Source organism: Xanthomonas boreopolis, from assembly GCF_046529185.1.
GTDB lineage: Bacteria > Pseudomonadota > Gammaproteobacteria > Xanthomonadales > Xanthomonadaceae > Pseudomonas_S > Pseudomonas_S boreopolis.
On sequence record NZ_CP097162.1, the window covers coordinates 197824 to 220406 of the forward strand.

The window sequence follows — 22583 nt, forward strand, 5'->3', positions numbered from 1 at the left end:
CAGCATACCGGCTGCGCGGCGGCGATTCACCGGCGCGGGCGCGGGAAGACGGCGCCCGCGCCGGTGGGGCTTCAGAAACGGTTGTCGCCGTCGAGGATGCGGCCCAGCCCGCCCAGGATCGAGCCCTCGCCGCGGTCCTGGCCGCCGCCCTGCGGCGCGGCGGCGAGCATGCGCCCGGCCATGCGCGAGAACGGCAGCGATTGCAGCCAGACCTTGCCCGGGCCGGTGAGCGTGGCCAGGAACACGCCCTCGCCGCCGAAGAACATGCTCTTGAGCCCGGCGACGCGGCGCACGTCCATGTCGACCGTGGCGTGGTAGCCGACCACGCAGCCGGTGTCCACGTCGATGCGTTCGCCGGCGGCGAGTTCGCGCTCGACCACGGTGCCGCCGGCGTGCACGAACACCCAGCCGTCGCCCTCGAGCTTCTGCATGATGAATCCCTCGCCGCCGAACAGGCCGGTGAGGATCTTGCGCTGGAAGGCGATGCCGAGCTGCACGCCGCGCGCGCCGGCCAGGAAGCTGTCCTTCTGGCAGATCAGCCGGCCGCCGTGGTCGGCCAGGTTGATCGCCAGCACCGTGCCGGGATACGGGGCGGCGAAGGCGACCTTGGCCTTGCCGCTGCCGGTATGGGTGTAGACGGTGGTGAACAGGCTCTCGCCGGTGACCACGCGCTTGCCGGCCGACAGCAGCTTGTCCATGAGGCCGCCGGAGCCGCCCTGGCCGCTGTGCGAACCGTCGCCGAACACCGTGTCCATCTGCACCGCGGAATCCTTGTACATCAGCGCGCCGGCCTCGCCGATCGCGCTCTCGCCGGGGTCGAGTTCCACTTCGACGAACTGCATGTCGTTGCCGATGATGCGGAAGTCGATCTCGTCGGCGCGCCGGCCGCTGCCGGTCAGCGGCGGCGGCACGCCCGGGCCGGCGGCGGCGCCGAGTTCGGGGATCTCGCGGACCGGCTTCCAGCCGCCCATGCCCTCGCGCCAGCCCATCGCGCCGGGGTTGAGGCGGGCATGCTGGCGCGCAGCGTCGTCGTCGAGCGGCCCGGTGCGCTCGGAATGTCCGGGAACGTGGAAGTACCACTGGGCCATGGCGAAGCTCCTGGTGTGCGATGGCGCGAGTCTAGGCACGCCGACGTGACCGTCGCCATCTGCCCGAAGTCATGGGTAAGGCGGCGGTGAGCGACACTCGCAGAAGCCGCTCCCACAAAAGCCGCTTCTGCACGGATTCCGCGGTGCTTAAAGCCCGCCGGGGCGAGTCAGCTCCCGACCACCGCCATGTAACGCCCGTTCTCCTGCTGCACCCGCACCGGGCCGTCGAACACCGCCGAGAGCTTCTCGTCGGTCAGCAGGGCATCGCGCTCGCCATCGGCGAAGATGCGCCCGGCGCGCAGCAGGATCACCCGCTCGATCTCCGGCACGATCTCCTCGATGTGGTGGGTCACCAGCACCAGCGTGATGCCCTGCTGGGCGAGGTGGCGCATGGTGTCGACCAGGTGCTGGCGCGCGATCAGGTCCAGCCCGGTGGACGGCTCGTCCAGCAGCAAGGCCTGCGGGCGGTTGACCAGCGCGCGCGCGATCAGCACGCGCCGGGTCTCGCCGGCCGACAGTTCGGCGTACGGGCGGTGCAGCAGCGGCAGCGCGCGGGCCAGGGCCAGGGCCTCGGCGGCGCGTTCGCGCATGGCCTCGGTGACCTCGCGGTGGGCCGGCACCACGTAGCTGGCGAAGAAGCCGGACAGCACCGCGTTCTCCACCGTCAGCCCCGGCATGTCGGCCAGGTTGACGCTGAGGTCGCCGGTGACGATGCCCAGCTGCGAGCGCAGCCGGTCCACCTGCCAGCGGGTCTGGCCCATCACGCTCACCGGCGGCCTGGCCGACGCCTCGTTCCCGACCCGCGCCAGCGGGTACAGCTCGCGGGTGATCAGCTTGATGAAGGACGACTTCCCGCACCCGTTGGGGCCGAGGATCGCGGTGTGCTGGCCGGCGTCGATGCGCAGGCTGAGTTCGTGCAGGACCTTGACCTGGCCGCGCATCACGCTGGCGCGGTCGAGCTCGATCAGGGGCGGCGGAACGGCGACGGCACTGGCGGCAACGGACATGAATGCGGGGTCTGGGGTATCGGGAAGGGGCCGCCTGAACGACATACGCCGGCGACGGGTGAAGTTTGCCGCCATTCGCCCCATGATGTCTTCTCCCCCGCGCCACCGAATGCCGCCCGCCGGCCAGGAGTCTTCCGCATGTTGCCCGACCCGATCATCCACTTCCTCACCGGCGGACTGCTGGCGCCGGGTTGGTGGGGCATGCTCGCGGTGCTGCTGGTGTTCACCCAGCTGACGATCTTCTCGGTGACGCTGTACCTGCATCGCAGCCAGGCCCATCGCGGCGTGGACTTCCATCCGGCGCTGGCGCACTTCTTCCGCTTCTGGACCTGGCTGACCACCTCGATGATCACCCGCGAATGGGTGGCCATCCACCGCAAGCACCACGCCAAGGTCGAGACCGAGGAAGACCCGCACAGCCCGCAGACCAAGGGCATCGGCCGCGTGTTCTGGCGCGGCGTGGAGCTGTACCGCGAGGCGCGCGGGATGCGCGGGGACATCGAGCAGTACGGCAAGGGCGCGCCGGACGACTGGATCGAGCGCCGCCTCTACACGCCGCACGCCAACCTCGGCCCGGTGCTGCTGTTCGCGGTCAACGCGCTGCTGTTCGGCCTGCCCGGCGTGGCCCTGTGGGCGATCCAGATGGCCTGGATCCCGTTCTGGGCGGCCGGCGTGGTCAACGGCCTCGGCCACTGGTGGGGCTACCGCAACTTCGAGTCGGCCGATACCTCCACCAACCTCACCCCGTGGGGCGTGTGGATCGGCGGCGAGGAACTGCACAACAACCACCACGCCTTCCCCAGCTCGGCGCGCTTCTCGATGCGGCGCTGGGAGTTCGACATCGGCTGGGCCGCGATCCGCCTGCTGGAGGCGCTGCGCCTGGCCAAGGTGTTGCGCGTGGCGCCCAAGCTCGACATCCGCCCCAACATCGCCGTGCCCGATGCCGACACGCTGCGCGCGCTGCTCTCGCACCGCTTCCAGGCGATGACCGACTACCAGCGCAACGTGATCGCCCCGGCGCTGAAGGAAGAAGCCGCCGCCGCCGGCGCCAAGTTGCGCCAGCTGCTGCCGCGGCGCCTGCGCAAGGGCCTGGTCGACGACGGCCGCTGGCTGCAGCCGGATGCGCGCGAGCAGCTGCGTACCTGGGTCGAGCAGCGCCCGCGCATGCGCACCCTGGTCGAGTACCGCGCGCGCCTGTCCGCACTGCTGGAGGCGCGCAGCCACGACGCGGCCGAGCGCCTGCGCCAGCTGCAGCAGTGGTGCCACGAGGCCGAGGCCAGCGGCATCGCCGCGCTGCAGGCCTATGCCGCGCGCCTGAAGGGCTACGCCTTGCGCACCGCGTGACGCGCGTCCGCGCCGATGCCCGCAGCGCCTACGAACGCCACCCCGGGCGGCGTTCGTCGTTCGGGGCATGGCTGCTGCTGGGCGTGGCGGGCCTCGCCTGCGGCCAGGTCGCCGACACCGGCGACTACCTGCGGCGCATGGACCGCGACGGCGATGGCCGGGTCAGCCTCGAGGAATACCTGGACTGGATGACGTATGCCTTCGACCAGCGCGATCGCAACCGCGACGGCGTGCTCGACGCCAGCGAACTGCCTGGCGGGCGCGGCAAGCCGGTGACGCGCGAACAGCATCGCGCCGCGCTGGCCGACCGCTTCCGCAAGCAGGACGCCGACGGCGACGGCCATCTCAGTGCGAGGGAGTTGCTGGCGCCGCCGCGCTGAGGGTTTCCGGGCGGCCTGCTGCCATCGCCGAGCGCGGCCACGGTCCAGGCGCCGTGATGCCGTCGCAATCCGCTGACGGCACTTTCACGCTCACTCCCCAAGGATGCACGCCATGCATCCTGCGTCTTCCTCCTCCGATCCGCGCGGCAGCCAACGAGAAGACGGCCTGCTCGCCGCATTCGTGCAGGCGCGCGGTTTGACCGCGCGGCTCGCCGCGCCGCTCAGCGCCGAGGACGCGATGGTGCAGAGCATGGAGGACGCCAGTCCCGCCAAGTGGCACCTGGCGCATACGACCTGGTTCTTCGAGCGCTTCGTGCTGCGGTCCGATCCGCGCTACCGGCCGTTCGAGCCGGCATGGGACTACCTGTTCAACAGCTACTACCAGAGCGTCGGGCCGATGCATGCGCGGCCGCGCCGCGGCCTGCTCTCGCGGCCGTCGCTGCAGCAGGTGCGCGACTATCGCAGCGCCGTGGAAGAAGCGGTGATCGAACGCCTGCAGCGGGGCGCGCTCGACGCGGATGCGCTCGACATCGTGCAGCTCGGCATCCAACACGAGCAACAACACCAGGAGCTGCTGCTCACCGACATCAAGCATGCGCTGTGGAGCAACCCGCTGCAGCCGGCCTACCGCGACGACCTGCGCCTGCCGCGCGCCGGGACGTCCACGCTGCGCTGGCTGCCGCGCGGCGAACGCATCGCGCAGATCGGCGCCGACGCGTGGCCGGCCGCGGCCTCGTTCGCCTACGACAACGAATCGCCGCGCCATCGGGTGCTGGTGCCGGCGCACGCGCTGGCGAGCCGGCCGGTCAACAACCGCGAGTACCAGGACTTCGTCGACGACGGCGGCTACGCGCAGCCGTCGCTGTGGCTCAGCGACGGCTGGGCCGCGGTGCAGGCGCAGGGTTGGCGGCGGCCGCTGTACTGGCATGAGGACGGCCTGCGCGAGTTCACGCTGGGCGGCTGGCGCGAACGCGACCCGGACGCCCCGGTGTGCCACCTGAGCCTGTTCGAGGCGGATGCGTTCGCGCGCTGGGCCGGCGCGCGGCTGCCGACCGAAGCCGAGTGGGAGCAGGCCGCGACCGGCGTGGCGGTGCACGGCAACTTCGTCGAGGACGAGCTGCTGCACCCGGTGTCGGTGCCGGCCAGCGACGCCGGCCTGCAGCAGCTGTACGGCAACGTCTGGGAGTGGACCGGCAGCGCCTATCTTCCCTATCCCGGGTTCCGGCCGTGGCAGGGGGCGCTGGGCGAGTACAACGGCAAGTTCATGAACGCCCAGTGGGTGTTGCGCGGCGGCAGCTGCGCGACGCCGCGCGAGCATGTCCGCGCCAGCTATCGCAACTTCTTCCAACCTGCCGCGCGCTGGCAGTTCGCCGGCGTGCGCCTGGCCAGGGACCTGGCATGAGTGCAGCCGCCTTTGCCGGGCGCGCCCCGGTGACGTTGACCGACCTCCACCCGCGCCCGGACGACATCGCCGCCGATGCGGTGGCCGGCCTTTCGCGCACGCCCAAGCACCTGCCGTCCAAGTATTTCTACGACGCGGAAGGGTCGCGCCTGTTCGAGGCGATCACGCGCCAGCCGGAGTACTACCCGACCCGGACGGAACTGGCGCTGCTGGACGCGCGCATGCCGGCGATCGCGCAGGCGATCGGGCCGGGCGCGCACGTGGTCGAGTACGGCAGCGGCAGCGGCCGCAAGACCGAGCGGTTGCTGGAGGGATTGATCGACCCGGTGGCCTATACGCCGGTGGAGATCTCGCGCACGGCGGTGCTGGAAGCCACCGAGCGGCTGGCCGGGCGCTTCCCGCAGCTGGAGATGCTGCCGGTCTGCGGCGATTTCACCCGGCCCCTGCAGTTGCCGCAGGCGCGCCGGCACGCGCGGCGCATGCTGATGTTCTTTCCCGGTTCCACGATCGGCAACTTCACCGACGCCGAGGCGGTGCGCCTGCTCGACGCGATGCGCAGGAGCATGGGGCGCGACGGCGCGGCGCTGATCGGCATCGACCTGGTCAAGGACCCGGCGCTGATCGAGGCGGCCTACAACGACGCGGCCGGCGTCACCGAGCGCTTCACCCTGAACCTGCTGGAACGCCTCAACCGCGAGGTGGGCAGCGACTTCGACGTGGATGCGTTCGCGCACCGCGCGGTGTACGTGCGCGAACGCGAGCGCATCGAGACCGCCCTGGTCAGCCGGCGCGCGCAGACGGTGCACCTGGCCGGGCGCGGCTTCCGGTTCGAGGAAGGCGAGGCGATGCTGGTCGAGTACAGCCAGAAGTACAGCGACGACCACTTCGCCGAACTGGCCGCGATCGCCGGCCTGCGCGTCACCCATGGCTGGAACGATCCGCGCGACTGGATGGGGCTGCGGCTGCTGCGGCCGTCGTGACCGGCGGCCGGTGACGTCCCCCGTTCGTTCGATGGCATCGGGCGGAAGCCATCGAACGCGGGCGGCGGCTCAGGCCGCCTGCACGATGTGCAAGGCCTTGGGGTTGCGCCACTGCGCCAGCAAGGCGGCCTCGCGCGCCTTGGCCTCCTTGAGGTGCGCCTCCTTGACGTGGCCGTAGCCGCGGATGTGTTCCGGGATGCCGGCGATCTGCGCGGCCAGGCCGACGTTGTCGGCGTCGAGCTTCTCCAGCAGCGACGCCACGGTGGCCGCGTAGTCGGCGATCAGCTGGCGTTCGAGGCGGCGCTCGGCGGTGTAGCCGAACACGTCCAGCCGGGTGCCGCGCAGCTTCCTGAGCCGGGCCAGCCACTTGAACGCGGTGAACATCCAGGGGCCGTACTCGCGCTTGACCAGGCGGCCATCCGCATCGCGCTTGGCGAACAGCGGCGGGGCCAGGTTGAAGCGGACCTGATAGTCGCCTTCGAACTGCTGCTCCAGCTGGCGCTGGAACTCGCCGCTGGTGTAAAGCCGCGCCACTTCGTACTCGTCCTTGTAGGCCATCAGCTTGAAGTAGTAGCGCGCCACCGCCTCGGTCAGGGCGGTCGAGCCGGGGGCGCGCCGCGCTTCCGCGTCGCGCACGCGCTCGACCAGCGCGCGGTAGCGCGCCGCGTAGGCCGCATCCTGGTAGTCGGCCAGGAAGGCCGCGCGCCGCTCGATCGCCTCGTCCAGCGAGCGCGACAGGCGCTGGTCGTCGAGCGGCGCGTACATCCCTTCGGCATCGTTGGCGGCCGGCGGGCGGTGCGCGTCCTCCACGCGTCCGCCAGGCATGCTGGCCAGGCCGGCCGCGCGCTGCACCGCCGGCAGGTCGATCGCGGCCAGCCGGCCCCATGCGAACGCCTGCTTGTTCATTGCCACCGCGGCGCCGTTGAGTTCGATCGCGCGCATCAGCGCGGCGAACGACACCGGCACCAGGCCGAGCTGCCAGGCGTAGCCGAGCATGAACAGGTTGGTGGCGATCGCGTCGCCCAGCAGCGCGGTGGCCAGCTGGGTGGCGTCGAGCAGCAGCGGATCGCGCCCGCCCAGCGCCACGCGCACGCCGGCGACGATCTCCGCGGCCGGGAACTGCATGTCCGGACGCGTGGTGAAGGTGCCCGGCATCGCCTCGTAGGTGTTGAGCACGACCTGCGAGCGGCCGGCGCGCACCTTCGACAGCGCCGAGTAGTCGTTGACCACGACCATGTCGCAGCCCAGCACCAGGTCGGCCTCGCCGGCGGCGATGCGCACCGCGTGCAGCTCCTGCGGGCTTCGCGCGATCCGGAAGTGGGTGGTCACCGCGCCGCCCTTCTGCGCCAGCCCGGTCTGGTCGAGCACGGTCGCGCCCTTGCCTTCCAGGTGCCCGGCCATGCCGAGCAGCGCGCCGATCGTCACCACGCCGGTGCCGCCCACGCCGGTGATCAGGATGTTCCAGGGCCGCGCGAGGTCGCTGCGGAACGCCGGCTCGGGCAGGTGCTCCAGCAGCGCGTTCGCATCGTCCTTCCTGCCCTTGCGCAGCCGCCCGCCGTGCACGGTGACGAAACTCGGACAGAAGCCGGACACGCAGGAGAAATCCTTGTTGCAATTGGACTGGTCGATCTCGCGCTTGCGCCCGAACTCGGTCTCCTTCGGCAGCACCGACACGCAGAAGCTCTTCTCGCCGCAATCGCCGCAGCCTTCGCAGACCAGCGAGTTGACCAGGGTGCGCTTGGCCGGATCGGGCAGCTTGCCGCGCTTGCGGCGGCGGCGCTTCTCGGTGGCGCAGGTCTGGTCGTAGATCAGGATCGACACGCCCTTGACCTCGCGCAGGCGCTTTTGCACCTCGTCGAGCTCGGCGCGGTCGTGGAATTCCACGTCGGCCGGGAACAGCTCGCGGCGGCGCGTCCACTTGCCGATGTCGTCGGACACCAGCACGATGGCGTGGATGCCCTCGGCGCGCATCTGGTGGGCGATGTCCGGCACGGTCAGCGTGCCGTCCACCGGCTGGCCGCCGGTCATCGCCACCGCGTCGTTGTAGAGGATCTTGTAGGTGATGTTGACGCCGGTGGCCACCGATTGGCGGATCGCCAGCGTGCCGCTGTGGAAATAGGTGCCGTCGCCGAGGTTCTGGAATACGTGCGGCGTGGTCGTGAACGGCGCCTGCCCGGACCAGGACACGCCTTCGCCGCCCATGTGGGTGAAGGTGTCGGTGCGCCGGTCCATCCACGTCACCATGTAGTGGCAGCCGATGCCGCCCATCGCGCGCGAGCCTTCCGGCACCACGGTCGAGGTGTTGTGCGGGCAACCGGAGCAGTAGTGCGGCACGCGCGGGAAATGCGCGCGCGGCAGCGCCATCTCCGCTTCCTTCTGCTCCATCCAGCGCAGCCGCTGCTCGATCGATTCGCTGTCGAAGAAGCGCTGGACGCGCTTGCCGATCACCGCGGCGATGGTGGCCGGGGTCAACTCGCCGGTCGACGGCAGGATCCACTCGCCCCGTTCGTCGTACTTGCCGACGATGCTCGGGCGGGAGCCCCAGGCGGCCGGCCAGTTGTAGAACAGCTCCTTCATCTGCGACTCGATGAAGGCCTTCTTCTCCTCGACCACCACGATGTCCTCGAGCCCGCGCGCGAACGCGGCGATGCCCTGCGGCTCCAGCGGCCAGGTCATGCCGACCTTGTAGAGCCGGATGCCGATGTCGGCGCAGGCGCGCTCGTCCAGGCCCAGGTACTCCAGCGCCTGCAGCACGTCCAGGTAGCTCTTGCCGGTGGTGACGATGCCCAGCCGCGCCCGCGGCGAGTCCATCACCGTCCGGTCGATGCCGTTGGCGCGCGCGAACGCCTGCGCCGCCTTGACCGCGTAGCGGTGCAGGCGCATCTCCTGCTCCAGCGGCGGGTCGGGCCAGCGGATGTTCAACCCGCCCGGCGGCAGCTCGAAGTCCTCCGGCAGCACGATCCGGCGCGCGAACGGGTCCACGTCCACCGAGGCCGAGGACTCCACGGTCTCGGCGATGGTCTTGAAGCCCACCCAGCGCCCGGTATACCGGCTCATCGCCCAGCCGACCAGGCCGAGGTCGAGGATGTCCTGCACGCCGGCCGGATTGAGCACCGGCATCATCGCGCTGACGAACTCCTCCTCGCTGCCGTGCGGCAGCGAGGAGCTGCGGCAGGCGTGGTCGTCGGCGGCCAGCGCCAGCACGCCGCCATGCGGCGAGGTCCCGGCGGCATTGCCGTGCTTGAACACGTCGCCGCTGCGGTCCACGCCCGGCCCCTTGCCGTACCACATGCCGAACACGCCATCGACGGTGGCGCCGGGGAACAGCGGCACCTGCTGCGTGCCCCACACCATCGTCGCCGCCAGGTCCTCGTTGAGGCCCGGTGTGAACTTCACCTTGGCCGCCTCCAGGTGCTTGCGCGCGCGCCACAGCTCCAGGTCGAACCCGCCCAGCGGGCTGCCGCGGTAGCCGCTGATGAAGCCGGCGGTATCGAGCCCGGCCGCGTCGTCGCGCAGGCGCTGCATCAACGGCAGCCGCACCAGCGCCTGCACGCCGCTCAGGTAGATGCGGCCGTCGGTGCGGGTGTACTTGTGCTCGAGCGTGTAGTCCGCATCCACAGTGCCGGGCGCCGGGGTGACGGCAGGGGAAGGCGGCGTGGATTCGGCGATGCTGGTCATGGCGTTCCCGGTGGGGTGGCGGGCGGGAACCTCGACTCGATGGAGATCCCCCGTGACCGCGGGATTGTAACAGCGCGTATTTTTCGTCCTGGGGCCGTGTGCTCACTCTGCTGGGTTAGGATGGGCCCGGGAGGAGCTTTGCCGCAGGTGCTAGGGGGAAGAGATCGTGAAAGTTGCAAATGCATGGGCCTGGACATGGGCCCTGCTGGGGCTCGCCTGCTTCGGGGTGCAGGCGCAGGGTTTGCCCAAGCCCAAGGAGTTCTACTTCGACGAGGACAGGTCGACGACGCGCGCGATCGTGGCCGTGCCGGGCCAGGGCGACGCCGTGGTCGACCGGCTCGCCTCGATCGTGCAGCGCGACCCGCGCGCGGTGGAGGCGCGCGTGCAACTGGCCGGCATCGCGTTCCGCAGCGGCCGCCGCGAGCTCGGCGAGCAGCTCTACCGCGCGGCGATCGAGAGCATGTCCAGCAACAGCCAGCAATACCGGACGGTGATCTGGAACTACGGTTGGGACCTGCTGCGCGTCGGCGACGCCGCCAGGGCCGTCGAGCAATGGGCCTTGCTGGCCAACGGCCGCCCGGCCACGCCGGAGTGGCTGCCGCCGACGCTCGCGCTCGGGCTGTGGCGCGCCGGCCGCAAGGACGAGGCCCTGCAGTGGTACGGCGCGGCGATGCGTACCTGGCCGGACAAGTGGGGCAACGGCGCCAATCTCGCCACGCAGCTGCCGGACTGGAGCGAGGCCGATCGCGCCACGCTGGCCGACGTGCTGGCGGCCTGGCAAGCCAATCCGCCGGCCTGGCCGTGAGGCGTGCCCGGCCGGCACCGGCCGGGCGGACGCGTATGCGATCCTGAGTTCCCCCACGCTCCCGTCGTACCGCTGACATGGCTTTCGATGCATTCGCGCTGATCCTGGCGATGCTGGCGCTTGGCCTGCTGTTCGCTCGCCTGCGCGCCTTGCCGGAGAACACCGCCGACGTGCTCAACCGCGTCGTGCTGTACGTGTGCCTGCCCGCTTCTGTGCTGACCTACGTGCCGCGCCTGCACCTGGACGGCGCCCTGGCCGGCGTCGTGGCCACGCCGTGGCTGCTGGCCGCCGCCGCGACCGGGCTGGTGGCGCTGTGCACGCGGCTGTTCGGCTTCCGCCGCGAGGAGCACGCGGCGTTGCTGATGTGCGTGGTGTTCACCAATTCCAGCTTCATCGGCTTCCCGATGGTGCGCGCGCTGCTCGGCGACGCCGCGCTGCCCTACGCGGTCGTGTACGACCAGTTCGGCACGTTCGTGCTGCTGTCCACCTACGGGCTGTACGTGCTGGCGCGCTACAGCGGCGACACGCCGCCGAGCGCGCGCGCGATCGTGTGGCGGGTGGCGCGGTTCCCGCCGCTGTGGGCGCTGGTGTTCGCCGCCACGCTGATGCCGGAACAGCCGCCGGCATGGATCGGCGCGGCGCTGAAGAGCCTGGCCGACGCGATGCTGCCGCTGGTGATGCTGGCGGTGGGGTTCTCGCTGCAGCTGCGCCTGCCGGCCGACGAGCTCAAGCCGCTCGGCATCGGCCTGCTGCTCAAGCTGGTGCTGGTGCCGGTGCTGTCGGTGCCGCTGTCGTGGGCGCTCGGCCTGCATGGCCTGATGCTCCAGGCCAACGTGCTGGAGACGGCGATGCCGACGATGATCACCGCCGCCGCGCTGGCGATCTCGCACCGGCTCGCCCCGCGTCTGGCCGCGGCGATGGTCGGCTACAGCATCCTGCTGTCGCTGTTGACGCTGCCGGCCTGGGCCTGGCTGTTGCCGCGGCTGGCCGGTTGACAGCGCCGGCGGGGGGGCGGACTGCCCCGCGCCGGGCGCGGCTGTCACATCGTTCGACTACCTCCTCACCATCACGCGGTGTACGCTGCCCGCCTGTTCCCGGAAGCGAGGCGTGCATGAAGACGTTCCTGGTGGCGGGCTCCAAGGGTGGCGTGGGCAAGACCACGATCGCCACCAACCTGGCCGCGCATTCGGCATTGCAGGGCAAGCGGACCGTGCTGGCGGACGCCGATCCGCAGGGATCGTCCACCCGCTGGGCCGAGCGCCGCGCCGCGCTGGAGTCGGCGGTGCTGCCGGTCGACGCCACCCGCAAGCGCAAGTGGATCGCCGCGGTCCCCGAGGACACCCAGCGGGTCGTCATCGACGTCCCCGCCGGGGCGATGGCCGACGACCTGGAACCCTTCCTGGAACGCGCCGACGCGGTGGTGGTGCCGGTGCTGGCCTCGGCGCTGGACATCGAGGCGGTGGTCGGCTTCCTCAACACGCTCGCCAAGGTGCCGCGGGTGCACCAGCGCAAGCTGCCGGTCGGGCTGGTGCTCAACCGCAGCAAGCCCTGGACCCAGACCACCCAGCAGGCCGTGGAGATGATCGGCACCTGGCCGTACCCGCTGGTCGCCCAGCTGCGCGACACCCAGGCCTACGTGGTGCTGGCCGGGCTGGGACGCAGCCTGTTCGACTACCGTTCCGCCCAGGTCCGCGAGCACCAGCAGGACTGGGAACCGCTGCTGGCGTGGCTGGACAAGGCCTGAGCCCGGGAAACAGACATGCGCGAACTGATCCTGCTGCGACACGCCCACGCCGAGCCGGCCGACACCGGCCAGGCCGATTTCGATCGCCCGCTGTCCCCGCACGGCATCGCCGAGGCCGAGGCGGCCGGGCGCTGGCTGCGCGAGCAGCGGCTGGTCCCGGACCGGGTGCTGTGCTCGCCGGCGCGGCGCGCCCGCGAGACGCTGGAGGCCGTGCTCGGGCTGACCGGCTACATCGAGCAACGGCTGGATGAGCGCATCTACGAGGCCACCCCGGGCACGCTGGCCGGGATCGTCGACGAGCACCGCGAGGCCGAACGGCTGCTGCTGGTCGGGCACAACCCCGGCCTGGAGCGGCTGGTGGCGCTGATGCACAGCGGCCAGTCGGGCGACTACCGGGGCATGCCGACCGCCTCGATCGCGCTGCTGGCGCTGCCGGCGGAGGCCACGATCGAGCCCGGCATCGCCCGCCTGACCGCATTCTGGTGGCCCTGAGAGCTTGCCCATGATGCCTGTCGCGGAAGGCCGGATCGGGCGACGTACAGGAAGGACAGCAAGGGGCAAGACAGGGGGAGCGCGTGGACGCCGGCGCGGCGCGGCGGCGTGGTGGGCCGTGGCCGGGCGCTGGATCGCGGCCGCGTTGCTGGCGCTGTACTGGGCGCCGTCGGCGCTGGCGCAGCAGAAACTGGCGCTGGACCCGGCCCGCTCGCAGTTCGGCTTCGAGATCCGCACCCGCTTCGGGCAGAAGATCACCGGCGTGTTCCGCCAGTTCGACGGCGAGATCCAGGTGCTGCCGGACGGCCGCCACCAGGTCCGGTTGCGGATGTACACCGGCCAGGTCGAGATCCCCGGCAAGCCGCGCTACACGGCCTGGATGCGCGGCGAGGACTTCTTCGACGTGGCGCGCTACCCGGTGGTGCAGTTCGACTCGCTGCCGTACTCGCCGGCGGTGGCCGAACACGGCGGCGACATCGTCGGCACGCTCACCCTGCGCGGGGTCAGCCACCTGGAGACGCTGACGGTGATGCCGCCGGAATGCCACCGTCCGGGCTATGATTGCGACGTGATCAGCCGCGGTACGGTCCTGCGTGGACGCTATGGGATGGACAGTTGGCAGGTGGCCCTGGGCGACAGGGTGACCTTCGTATTGCGCGCGCGCCTGCAGGAGACGCCGCAACCGTGAATCGCCTGCTGCGGTACCTGATGCTGGCAACCGTGCTGTTCGCCAGCGGTTGCGCCAGCCTGTCCAACGCCCAGCGCGGGCAGGCCGCCGCCATCGCCGCGGCGGCGCGCCAGACCACGCTCGACTGCGACCGGCCCGACCGCTGCGCCCGGCCTTCGCCGCTGCGCGCGCTGGGCGGGACGGCGATCAGCCAGTCCACCCCGAAGGCGCCGCGCCACTACGCGACCATCCTCGACCATGGCGAAGAGGCGCTGGTGGCGCGCCTGAACCTGATCCATGCCGCCACCCGCAGCATCGACCTGCAGACCTACATCTTCGACAAGGACGACAGCGCGCGGTTGGTGATGGACGCGCTGCTCGACGCGGCCCGGCGTGGGGTCAAGGTACGGGTGCTGATCGACCAGCTCTCGGCGATCTCGGACCTGCAGATCCTCGGCGCGCTGGCCAGCGCGCACCAGAACTTCCAGCTGCGCATCTACAACCCGACCTTCGGCAAGGCCAAGCTCAACTACTTCGACTACGCCGGCAGCGTGCTGTGCTGCTTCCGCCGCTTCAACCAGCGCATGCACAACAAGCTGCTGGTCATCGACGACGTGATCGGCGTGGTCGGCGGGCGCAACTACCAGGACGACTATTACGACTGGGACAGCGAGTACAACTTCCGCGACCGCGACGTGATGATCGCCGGGCCGGAGGCGCGCGCGATGGCGGCCAACTTCGACGCGTTCTGGCGGGCCCAGCGCAGCGTGCCGGCCGAGCGGCTCAACGACGTCGGGCGCCTGCTGCTGCGGCAGGGCGCGCCGGCGATGCCCCCGGCGGCGTTCCAGCGGCCCGACCGGGTCGCGCGGGTGCAGGCGGAGGCCGCCGACCCGGCGTTCGTCCGCGAACGCTTCGTCGACACCGCGCTGCCGGTGCGGCGCGTGCGCTATTACGCCGACCTGCCGCAGAAGCACCGCAAGGAACACGCGGCCAAGGCGGTAGCGACCGCGCCCGAGCTGGACGGGCTGATCGCCGGCGCGCAGGAGGAGGTGATGCTGCAGACGCCGTACCTGGTGCTGTCCAAGCCGGCGCAGCAGATCTTCCGCGACCTGCGCAAGCGCGAGCGCCCGCCGCGCATCGTGGTGTCGACCAACAGCCTGGCCGCCACCGACAACCCGATCGTCTACGCGCTGTCCTACAAGTACAAGCGCCGCAACATGCGCGAGCTGGGCTTCAACATCTACGAGTACAAGCCGTTCCCGCTGGACGCGCCGGTCGACTACGGCAACCTGGTGCCGCACCCGCTCGGCGGCAACGGCGACAACCGCCGCGAGAACCGCGTGGTCGGCGGCAGCGCGCTCGGCAACGCCGCGCGCGGCAGCGGCGGGTTCGGCGGCAGCCGGCGCCAGGGCGGCAGCGCGGTCGACCGGCGGCTGTTGCGTACCGAGACCCGGCCGTCGTTCCTGGGCACGCGCGCGGTCAACAAGCCGCTGCCGGTCACCCGCGACGGCGCGCGCATGGGCCTGCACGCCAAGTCGCTGGTGGTGGACCGCCGCGTCGGCGTGATCGGCACGCACAACTTCGATCCGCGCAGCGAGAACTACAACACCGAGGGCGCGGTGGTGATCGACGACCCGGCGTTCGCGCGGGCGCTGGCGGCCAGCATCGAGCGCGACATCTCGCCGGAGAATTCCTGGACGGTGGCGCCGCGGGTCAAGCCGCCGGTCATCGGCGGGCTCAACTACAGCGTCGGCAAGGTCTCCGAGGCCCTGCCGGTGCTGGATTTCTGGCCCTGGCGCTATGCCACCAACTACGAGTTCAAGCCCGGCCCGGACTGCCCGTTCCCGCTCAAGCGCCAGGACCCGCGTTTCCACGAATGCTATGTCGTGGTCGGCGACTTCCCCGAGGTCAACGTCGGCCCGAAGTGGCTGCTGGTGCGGATGTTGACGGCGTTCGGGGCCGGCCTGGTGCCGATTCTTTAGGGAAGCCGGGACTCGGGCGCCGGAACAGCCAGTTCCGGCGGGAGGACCGTTGTGGGAGGGACTTCAGTCCCGACGGGCGGTACCGGCCCACTGTCGGGACTGAAGTCCCTCCCACAGGAAAAACCAAAAAAGCCGCGAATCGCTCGACCCAGGCAGGATGCTCTTCCCGAATCCCGAATCCCGAATCCCCAATCCCCAATCCCCAATCCCGAATCCCCAATCCCCAATCCCCAATCCCCAATCCCCAATCCCCAATCCCCAATCCCCAATCCCCAATGACCTTCCGCGCCCCCGTCTCCCTCGATGAACTTAACGCGCTCAGCCGCGGCACGCTGATCGAACACCTCGGCATCGTCTTCACCGGGGCCGGCGAGGACTGGGTGCGGGCGACCATGCCGGTCGATGCGCGTACCCGCCAACCCTACGGGCTGCTGCACGGCGGCGCCTCGGTGGTGCTGGCCGAGACGCTCGGCAGCAGCGCGGGCAACCTGTGCGTGGACCCGGCCGCGGAGGTCTGCGTGGGCCTGGAGATCAATGCCAACCACCTGCGCGCGGTCACCCAGGGCGTCGTGACCGGCACGGCGCGGGCGGTCCACGTCGGGCGCAGCACGCAGGTCTGGGACATCGTGATCGAGGACGAGGCCGGCCGGCGCGTGTGCGTCTCGCGGCTGACCCTGGCGGTGGTGGCGCGGCGCTAGCGCGCCGGCCCGCTCGGCCAAGCCTGCCCGCGCGCGCTCCACCGCTGGAACACGTTCGCCCATCCACGGCACTGCGCGGGGCGGCATTCGCTGCCACAATAACCGCGCTTCCTCACACGTTTTCCGGTACCTTGCCCGAATGAGCGAGTCATCCCTGCCCGCCACGCGCGACGCCGGCGGCACGCTGCGCTGGTTCCGCTACCTGTACCGCGTGCCGCTGCTGCTCCTGCATGTCCTGTTCGGCCTGCCGGTCACGTTGCTGTGCATCGTGGTGCCGCCGCTGGCCAACATCCGCCTGGGCGCGCACGACACCCTGGAGCAGTTCATGATCCGCTGGTGGCAGGGCAACCTGATGCGCATCTTCGGATTCCGCCTGCGCCGCTTCGGCGCGCCGTTGAACGGTCCGACCGTGTTCGTCGCCAACCACGTGTGCTGGGTCGACATCTGCGTCCTGCACAGCCAGCGCGTGATGGGCTTCGTCGCCAAGCGCGAGATCGCCGGCTGGCCGCTGATCGGCTGGCTGGCCGCGCGCGGCCAGACCATCTTCCACCAGCGCGGCAGCACCGAGTCGCTCGGCGGCGTGCTGCAGGCCATGCTGCAGCGGTTGCGCAGCGGCCGTTCGGTCGGCGTGTTCCCGGAAGGGCGCACCCGCGGCGGCGAGGAGGTCGGGCCGTTCCATGCGCGCATCTTCCAGGCCGGCGTCGAGGCCGGCGTGCCGGTGCAGCCGGTGGCGCTGCGCTACGGCGAGCGCGGCAACGCCCAGACGCTGGTCGCGTTCGGCCCGGGCGAGAGCTTCTTCGCCAACTTCCTGCGCTTGCTCGGCGAGCCGTCGCGCGTGGCCGAGATCCACTTCCTCGAGCCGATCGCCGCGCACGACCTGGAAGGCCGGCGCCGCATCGCCGAGACCTCGCGCGCGCGCATCGTCGCGGCGATGGAATCCTGACCGGGCCATGCGAGCGGCCCGCGCCCCCCGCCTCCCGATCGCCGGCCGGCGCGCAGGCGCGCACGCATGAACGCCGAGGACTTCAACCCGCCGCGCTGGCTGCGCAATCCGCACGTGCAGTCGGTGCTCGGTTCCAGCGGCTTGCGCCGCCGCCGCGGCGAGCGCCTGCTGGCGGCGACCGGCGCGATCACCACCGAGCACATCCTCGACGGCGGCGACGGCGTGCGCCTGCAGGGCTGGCTGAGCGTGCCGCGCGGGTCCGCGCCGCGCGGCACGGTGCTGTTGCTGCACGGCTGGGAGGGCAGCGCCGATTCCAACTACATGCGGATGACCGCCGCGCGCCTGCTCGAGCGGGGCTACCAGGTGTTCCGGCTGAACTTCCGCGATCACGGCGGGACCCACCACCTCAACGTGGACCTGTTCCATTCCGATCGCCTGGACGAGGTCGTCAACGCCGCCTGCGACCTGTGGCGGCGCTTCCCGGCGCCGCGGTTGCTGGCCGCGGGCTATTCGCTGGGCGGCAATTTCGCGCTGCGGCTGGGCCTGCGCGCGCCGGGCGCGGGCCTGCCGCTGGAACGCGTGGCGGCGGTGTGCCCGCTGCTGGACCCGGCGGCCACGATGGAGCGCATCGAGAGCGGCCCGCAGTTCTACGACTGGTATTTCCGGCGCAAGTGGCGCGAATCGCTGCTGCGCAAGCGCGCGCTGTTCCCGGAGCAGCACGGCTACGACGATGCGACCCTGGCGATGGACATGCGGGGGCTGATGGCCTGGCTGGCCGAGCGCCATACCGGCCATGGCACGCTGGAGGCGTATTTCGACAGTTATTCCATCGCCGGGGACAGGCTGGCCGGTTTGCAGGTGCCGGCGGACGTCCTGATGGCGGAGGACGATCCGGTGATCCCGTTCGAGGATTTCCGCAACCTGCGGTTGCCGGCGAGTGCGCACCTGGAAGTGGCGCACTGGGGCGGGCATTGCGGGTTCCTCGAGAATGCCCGCGGGGACGGATTCGCAGAGCGGTGGGTGGCGGAGCGGCTGGACCTGGCCGCGTCGGATGCCGCGCCGGGCGGTTGATGCCGGGCGTTGCCGGTTGCGTTGGGACCGATGCTCGCCGGGTGCTTTCCGCCGTCGTCCCCACGAGGCAGGAGGAGCGTAGGGCCGCCGGTTCGCGCGGCACTGAGCGCAATCGAGTAATGCCCGGCAAGCGGGGGCGAGGATCCAGTGGCTTTTCCGCTCCCTGCCCGACCTATGCCATCCATCTGACGCCATCTTCGCGAAGGCGGGGATCCGCGGACTTCGAAAGCCGGGGCGGGGCTGCTGGCGGCCGGTACAATAGGGGTTTGCCCCGACACGCCGACGCCATGCAAGAACAGATCCTCCAAGCCCTGCGCCGCGATGCGGCCGACGATGCGGTCGCGCTGGCGCGCGAGTGGGTGGCGCAGGAGGCGCATGCAGCGGCGGCGCAGCGGTGGCTGGGCGTGGCGCTGCAGCAGCAGGGCGATATCGCCGGGGCGCTGGCGGCGGTGGATGCGGCGATCGCGTTGGCGCCGGAGGAGGCCGAGCTGCATCTGCAGCGCGCCGGGCTGCTGATCGCCAGCCGCGACCTGGCCGCCGCCGACAGTGCGCTGGCGCAGAGCACTTCGCTCGATCCCAACCAGCTCGCGTCCTACGTGATGCAGGCGCACCTGGCGATCGCGCGGCAGGACCTGGACGAGGCCGAGCGCCTGACACGCACCGCGGCGCGGGTGGCGGCCGACCACCCGCATGTCGCCGCGCTGGAAGGCACGGTGGCCCTGCATCGCGGCGACATCGACCGCGCCCTGGCATTGCTCTCGCGTGCGTCCTCGCAGTTGCCGGGCGATCCGCGCGTGCTGTTCTCGCTCGGCTTCGCCTACCTGCAGAAAGGGCACTTCGCCTTCGCCGAGCGCGCGTTCCAGCGCGTGATCGAGATGAACCCGCCGGGCACCGCGCTGCGCGCGCTGGTCGCGCAGCTGGCGCAGCGCCAGGGGCGACTGGGAGACGCGATCGAGGCCTTGCAGGACGTGCTGACGCAGCCCGGTGGCGACACGCCGGCGATGCGGCGGCTGGCGGGCGAGTTCGAACTGCAGGCGGGCCGCCCGGCCGAAGCCGTGCCGCACTTGAAGCAGGCCCTGGCCGCCATGCCGGACGATCGCCGCACCCTGCAGGCGTCGCTCGCGGCCTGGGAGCGCCTGGGGGCGGTCGACGACGCCCGCGCCACGCTGGAAGCGGCATTGGCGACCACGAGCCGGGCGCACGACCTGTGGCGAGCGCGGCTGGCGATCGAGCCGGTCGGCGGCGAAGCGGCGCGCGAGGTGGCCGAGCGCTGGCTGCAGGCCATGCCCGGACACCTGCCGGCGCTGGAAACGCTGCTGCGCATCCACGACATGCAAGGCGACGGCGAGCGGGCCGAGGCGGTCGCGCGCCAGATCGTGGCGGTCGAGCCGGGCCGGATCAGTGGCGAGGAACGCATCGTCGACGCCCTGCTGCAGCGCGATCCGCCCGCGGCGGTGGCGCACGTGCGCATGCTGATGGAACGCCTGCCCGCGCCGCAGCGCACCGTGCTGCGGCCCTGGCTGGGACAGGTGCAGGACCGCGCCGGGCAGCCGCAGGACGCGCTGGAGACCTGGATGGAATTCCACCGCGAGCAGGCCCCGCACCGGCTGCCGTTGCCGCCGCAGGCCGAGCGCCAGCCGGCGCAATGGCCGGAGCTGGCTGCGATCCCGGAACAGGTGAGCGCACGGCCGTTGCTCGTGTGGGGCGCGCCCGGCTCGCAGGTCGAGCGCGTGGTCGCGGTGATGGGCGCGGCCAGCCGGGTGCTGCGCGGCGACCGCTTCGGCACCCAGCCGCCGCAGGACGCGTTCCAGAACTACCACACGCTGGCAAAGCTGGCTTCGGGCGAGCTGGCCCCGGCGGCGCTGGTGGAAGGTTGGAAGGCGCAACTGCCGCGGCGCGGCATCGCCGACGGCAACGTCATCGACTGGCTGCTGTGGTGGGACAACGCGCTGCTGCAGGCGCTGCGCCCGCACCTGCCCGAGGGTCGGCTGGCGATCGCGCTGCGCGACCCGCGCGACATGCTGCTGGACTGGCTCGCCTTCGGTGCGCCGGCGCCGCTGGCGATCCAGTCGCCCGAACAGGCCGCCGATTGGCTGGCGACGATGCTGGAACAGGTCGCGGTGCTGCACGAGCAGGACCTCTACCCGCACCAGCTGATCCGCCTGGACGGCGTCGAGGCCGATCCGCAGGGCGTGGCGCGGGTGCTCGGCGAGACCTTCGGGCAACCATTCCCGGTGCTGCCGTCGGTCGGCGCGCCGCGCATGGCGAGCGGCCGCTGGCGCGACTACGCCGGCCTGCTGGCGGGCCCGTTCGCGAGGTTGGCGCCGGTCGCCGCGCGCCTGGGTTACGCGCCCGAATGAAGATCGCCGCCGCCGGTCGCGGGGACGAGGGGACGTCGCGCCGTCGCGCCCCTGCCCGTCCTTGCGGCCGCCGGCATCCCGAAACGTCCCCGCAGGAGATCGAGACATGCGCCTGACCAGCCAGAGCATCGAGAACGGCAAGCCGATCCCGGCCGAATTCGCCGCCGGCACGCCGGAGGGCTTCGCGCCCAACCGCAACCCGCACCTGGCGTGGAGCGAGGTGCCGGCCGGCACGCGCTCGTTCGCGCTGCTGTGCATCGACCCGGACGTGCCGACCGTGCCGGAGACCGTGGGCCGCGAGGACGTGGAGATCCCGGTCGACCAGCCGCGCACCGACTTCGTGCACTGGGTGATGGCCGACATCCCGGCCGACGTGCGCGAGATCGCCGCCGGCAGCTGTAGCGACGGCTTCGTCGCCAAGGGCAAGCCGGATCCCGCCGGCCCGGCCGGCGCGCGCCAGGGCGTGAACAGCTATACCGGCTGGTTCGCGGGCAATCCCGACATGGCCGGCGACTACCTGGGGTACGACGGCCCCTACCCGCCCTTCAACGACCTGCGCCTGCACCGCTATTTTTTCCGCCTGTTCGCGCTGGACGTGGACAGGCTGGCGCTGCCGGCCCGCTTCGAGGCCGGCGACGTGCTGCGCGCGATGCAGGGCCATGTACTGGCCGAAACGGCCATCCACGGCACCTACACGCTCAATCCCAAGCTGCGCGGCTGAGCCTGCGGTCCGCGGCGGCCCGGGCCGCCGCGGACGAACCCGCTCACGGCGCGGGCTTCACCGTTTCCGATTCCACGACCATGTCCAGCACGTAGGCGTACTTGGACGCGTCGGCGGGGACGTCCTGGCGGGTGTAGCGCCGCACCCTCAGGACGTTGCGCACGCCGTCCTGGTGCTGGTAGCCCTCGATGTCGTCGTAGAAGTTCTGCCATCCGCCCGGCTCGCCCTGGCGCAGGCCGTTGGCGTCGTAGCGCAGCTCGCGCACCTGCAGGCACTGCTTGTCCGGGATCAGCGGATGGCTGCACGGCCGGGTCTGCGCGGCGACTTCCAGGAACACCTGCTCGCCCGGACCGCCGTAGCGCGTCTCCGCGGTCGGCGTGCCGGCAAGCACCAGGAGGGTGCCGTCCTGCCGCTTCAGGGTCAGCCTGGGCTCGGCGCCGCCGCCGTCCACCGCGATGGCGAAGCTGCCCTCCAGCGCCTGTCCGGCCGCCTTCTCCTGCTCGATCCGACCCGGTTCCGGGCAGGCCATCATCGTCGAGGCCATGCGCCCGACCTGCAGGGTTCCGCCTTCCAGCGTATAGCTGCCGCCGCGGCGGTTGCACAGGTGCGAGACGGAAACGCGGCCGTCGCCGAAATCCAGCTGCAACGGCGGCTGCCCGTCGACGAACAGGGCGTTCAGCGGGCTCCCCTGCCCGTCCTCGGCCTTCTCCAGGTGCCAGTGGTGGGCCGCCAGCGTGGCGGCGAGGTCCGTGGAGGCGGCCGGGGCGGTGGCCGGGGCGGTGGCGGGCGGTGTCCCGGTGCCGGGCAGTTCGCCGGGCGGCGTGGCGGTGTCCGAGGACGGGTTGCTGCAGGCCGCCAGCAGGGCGGCGAGCGCGGGCACGAGCATCAGGGTCTTCATGGAGGATTCTCCTTCGGATGTGCGCGCCCAAGCCTATCGACTATTTGGCCCCGGTGGCGGAATTCGGAGCGGGCGCTGTCTTCTTTTCGGGGGAGGGTTTACGGAAGGGACTTCGGTCCCGGCGGCTCTTCCATCGGTTGCTCGCTCGGGCAGCAGGCGTCGATGGCAGCGGCTTTCGCCGCGTGGGCGGGTCGCTTCGATCCGCCATGCGGCTGCCGTGACGTGCTTCCTTGCGTGTTCGGCGGCCGCTCGAGGAGCGCGGCGCAAGGATCACGCAACCGCTGCCATCGCGTCCGTGGCCGCGATCGCCACGCCGCGCCGGT

The 22583-nt window shown here is 71.4% G+C and carries 19 protein-coding genes; 15 read left to right on the top strand and 4 right to left on the bottom strand.

Annotated elements, in window-relative coordinates:
• Positions 1 to 71 precede the first annotated feature (71 nt).
• Together M3M27_RS00815 and M3M27_RS00820 are read right to left on the bottom strand one after the other, a co-directional pair.
• On the bottom strand, positions 72 to 1088 hold the full coding sequence (locus M3M27_RS00815) for an AIM24 family protein (RefSeq protein ID WP_140724878.1): 1017 nt from the start codon (positions 1086 to 1088) through the stop codon (positions 72 to 74).
• Positions 1089 to 1255: 167 nt separating this feature from the next.
• Positions 1256 to 2095, bottom strand: coding sequence for an ABC transporter ATP-binding protein (locus tag M3M27_RS00820; RefSeq protein WP_140724881.1), 840 nt, complete (start codon positions 2093 to 2095; stop codon positions 1256 to 1258).
• 138 nt (positions 2096 to 2233) lie between these two features.
• On the opposite strand from M3M27_RS00820, the gene M3M27_RS00825 reads away from it, so the two are divergent.
• The 4 genes from M3M27_RS00825 (at position 2234) to egtD (ending at position 6201) form a co-directional block, all read left to right on the top strand.
• Complete coding sequence (locus tag M3M27_RS00825; protein ID WP_140724885.1) at positions 2234 to 3439, top strand: DesA family fatty acid desaturase; 1206 nt, start codon at positions 2234 to 2236, stop codon at positions 3437 to 3439.
• Between the two features lie 71 nt (positions 3440 to 3510).
• Positions 3511 to 3819: a hypothetical protein gene (locus M3M27_RS00830; protein ID WP_434027929.1), complete on the top strand. Its 309-nt coding sequence runs from the start codon at positions 3511 to 3513 to the stop codon at positions 3817 to 3819.
• 112 nt (positions 3820 to 3931) lie between these two features.
• Positions 3932 to 5221 carry an ergothioneine biosynthesis protein EgtB gene (egtB, locus tag M3M27_RS00835; protein WP_434026861.1) on the top strand — a complete coding sequence of 430 codons (1290 nt, stop codon included), beginning with the start codon at positions 3932 to 3934 and terminating at the stop codon, positions 5219 to 5221.
• Positions 5218 to 6201 carry an L-histidine N(alpha)-methyltransferase gene (gene egtD / locus M3M27_RS00840; RefSeq protein WP_434026862.1) on the top strand — a complete coding sequence of 328 codons (984 nt, stop codon included), beginning with the start codon at positions 5218 to 5220 and terminating at the stop codon, positions 6199 to 6201. Before egtB ends, egtD begins: the two co-directional genes overlap by 4 nt.
• A 69-nt stretch (positions 6202 to 6270) precedes the next feature.
• Here egtD and M3M27_RS00845 read toward each other — a convergent pair whose 3' ends face one another.
• The gene (locus tag M3M27_RS00845) at positions 6271 to 9879 is read right to left on the bottom strand and encodes an indolepyruvate ferredoxin oxidoreductase family protein (RefSeq protein WP_434026863.1); all 3609 of its coding nucleotides are present in this window, start codon (positions 9877 to 9879) and stop codon (positions 6271 to 6273) included.
• A 166-nt stretch (positions 9880 to 10045) separates the two neighbouring features.
• On the opposite strand from M3M27_RS00845, the gene M3M27_RS00850 reads away from it, so the two are divergent.
• The 11 genes from M3M27_RS00850 (at position 10046) to M3M27_RS00900 (ending at position 21362) form a co-directional block, all read left to right on the top strand.
• Entirely contained in the window at positions 10046 to 10684 is a 639-nt protein-coding gene (locus M3M27_RS00850; protein ID WP_218569737.1) for a tetratricopeptide repeat protein, read from the top strand.
• 77 nt (positions 10685 to 10761) lie between these two features.
• Positions 10762 to 11679, top strand: a complete 918-nt coding sequence (locus M3M27_RS00855) for an AEC family transporter (protein WP_434026864.1) — start codon at positions 10762 to 10764, stop codon at positions 11677 to 11679.
• 116 nt (positions 11680 to 11795) lie between these two features.
• Positions 11796 to 12428 (top strand): ParA family protein, encoded by a 633-nt coding sequence (locus M3M27_RS00860; protein ID WP_140724903.1) that lies wholly within the window; start codon positions 11796 to 11798, stop codon positions 12426 to 12428.
• A 15-nt stretch (positions 12429 to 12443) separates the two neighbouring features.
• On the top strand, positions 12444 to 12920 hold the full coding sequence (locus tag M3M27_RS00865) for a SixA phosphatase family protein (protein WP_434026865.1): 477 nt from the start codon (positions 12444 to 12446) through the stop codon (positions 12918 to 12920).
• Positions 12921 to 13038: 118 nt separating this feature from the next.
• Entirely contained in the window at positions 13039 to 13608 is a 570-nt protein-coding gene (locus tag M3M27_RS00870; protein WP_434026866.1) for a YceI family protein, read from the top strand.
• Positions 13609 to 13628: 20 nt separating this feature from the next.
• Positions 13629 to 15569 carry a phospholipase D family protein gene (locus tag M3M27_RS00875; RefSeq protein ID WP_434027931.1) on the top strand — a complete coding sequence of 647 codons (1941 nt, stop codon included), beginning with the start codon at positions 13629 to 13631 and terminating at the stop codon, positions 15567 to 15569.
• A gap of 275 nt (positions 15570 to 15844) precedes the next feature.
• A complete protein-coding gene (locus tag M3M27_RS00880) occupies positions 15845 to 16267 on the top strand; it encodes a hotdog fold thioesterase (protein ID WP_140724912.1) in 423 nt (140 codons plus the stop codon).
• Between the two features lie 139 nt (positions 16268 to 16406).
• Positions 16407 to 17210 (top strand): lysophospholipid acyltransferase family protein, encoded by an 804-nt coding sequence (locus M3M27_RS00885; protein WP_434026867.1) that lies wholly within the window; start codon positions 16407 to 16409, stop codon positions 17208 to 17210.
• Between the two features lie 66 nt (positions 17211 to 17276).
• A complete protein-coding gene (locus M3M27_RS00890) occupies positions 17277 to 18281 on the top strand; it encodes a YheT family hydrolase (protein ID WP_140724917.1) in 1005 nt (334 codons plus the stop codon).
• Between the two features lie 287 nt (positions 18282 to 18568).
• Entirely contained in the window at positions 18569 to 20641 is a 2073-nt protein-coding gene (locus tag M3M27_RS00895) for a tetratricopeptide repeat protein (protein WP_434026868.1), read from the top strand.
• A 106-nt stretch (positions 20642 to 20747) separates the two neighbouring features.
• Positions 20748 to 21362 carry a YbhB/YbcL family Raf kinase inhibitor-like protein gene (locus tag M3M27_RS00900; protein WP_140724922.1) on the top strand — a complete coding sequence of 205 codons (615 nt, stop codon included), beginning with the start codon at positions 20748 to 20750 and terminating at the stop codon, positions 21360 to 21362.
• A 43-nt stretch (positions 21363 to 21405) separates the two neighbouring features.
• On the opposite strand, the gene M3M27_RS00905 is transcribed toward M3M27_RS00900, so the two are convergent.
• Positions 21406 to 22260 (bottom strand): DUF4377 domain-containing protein, encoded by an 855-nt coding sequence (locus M3M27_RS00905; protein WP_434026869.1) that lies wholly within the window; start codon positions 22258 to 22260, stop codon positions 21406 to 21408.
• Positions 22261 to 22583 lie beyond the last annotated feature (323 nt).

Coding starts and splice junctions, on each gene's coding strand:
- M3M27_RS00815 (WP_140724878.1), bottom strand. CDS start 1,088: ATGGCCCAGTGGTACTTCCACGTTCCCGGACATTCCGAGCGCACCGGG.
- M3M27_RS00875 (WP_434027931.1), top strand. CDS start 13,629: ATGCTGGCAACCGTGCTGTTCGCCAGCGGTTGCGCCAGCCTGTCCAAC.
- M3M27_RS00865 (WP_434026865.1), top strand. CDS start 12,444: ATGCGCGAACTGATCCTGCTGCGACACGCCCACGCCGAGCCGGCCGAC.
- M3M27_RS00900 (WP_140724922.1), top strand. CDS start 20,748: ATGCGCCTGACCAGCCAGAGCATCGAGAACGGCAAGCCGATCCCGGCC.
- M3M27_RS00880 (WP_140724912.1), top strand. CDS start 15,845: ATGACCTTCCGCGCCCCCGTCTCCCTCGATGAACTTAACGCGCTCAGC.
- M3M27_RS00905 (WP_434026869.1), bottom strand. CDS start 22,260: ATGAAGACCCTGATGCTCGTGCCCGCGCTCGCCGCCCTGCTGGCGGCC.
- M3M27_RS00890 (WP_140724917.1), top strand. CDS start 17,277: ATGAACGCCGAGGACTTCAACCCGCCGCGCTGGCTGCGCAATCCGCAC.
- M3M27_RS00855 (WP_434026864.1), top strand. CDS start 10,762: ATGGCTTTCGATGCATTCGCGCTGATCCTGGCGATGCTGGCGCTTGGC.
- M3M27_RS00825 (WP_140724885.1), top strand. CDS start 2,234: ATGTTGCCCGACCCGATCATCCACTTCCTCACCGGCGGACTGCTGGCG.
- egtB (WP_434026861.1), top strand. CDS start 3,932: ATGCATCCTGCGTCTTCCTCCTCCGATCCGCGCGGCAGCCAACGAGAA.
- M3M27_RS00820 (WP_140724881.1), bottom strand. CDS start 2,095: ATGTCCGTTGCCGCCAGTGCCGTCGCCGTTCCGCCGCCCCTGATCGAG.
- egtD (WP_434026862.1), top strand. CDS start 5,218: ATGAGTGCAGCCGCCTTTGCCGGGCGCGCCCCGGTGACGTTGACCGAC.
- M3M27_RS00860 (WP_140724903.1), top strand. CDS start 11,796: ATGAAGACGTTCCTGGTGGCGGGCTCCAAGGGTGGCGTGGGCAAGACC.
- M3M27_RS00885 (WP_434026867.1), top strand. CDS start 16,407: ATGAGCGAGTCATCCCTGCCCGCCACGCGCGACGCCGGCGGCACGCTG.
- M3M27_RS00895 (WP_434026868.1), top strand. CDS start 18,569: ATGCAAGAACAGATCCTCCAAGCCCTGCGCCGCGATGCGGCCGACGAT.
- M3M27_RS00845 (WP_434026863.1), bottom strand. CDS start 9,879: ATGACCAGCATCGCCGAATCCACGCCGCCTTCCCCTGCCGTCACCCCG.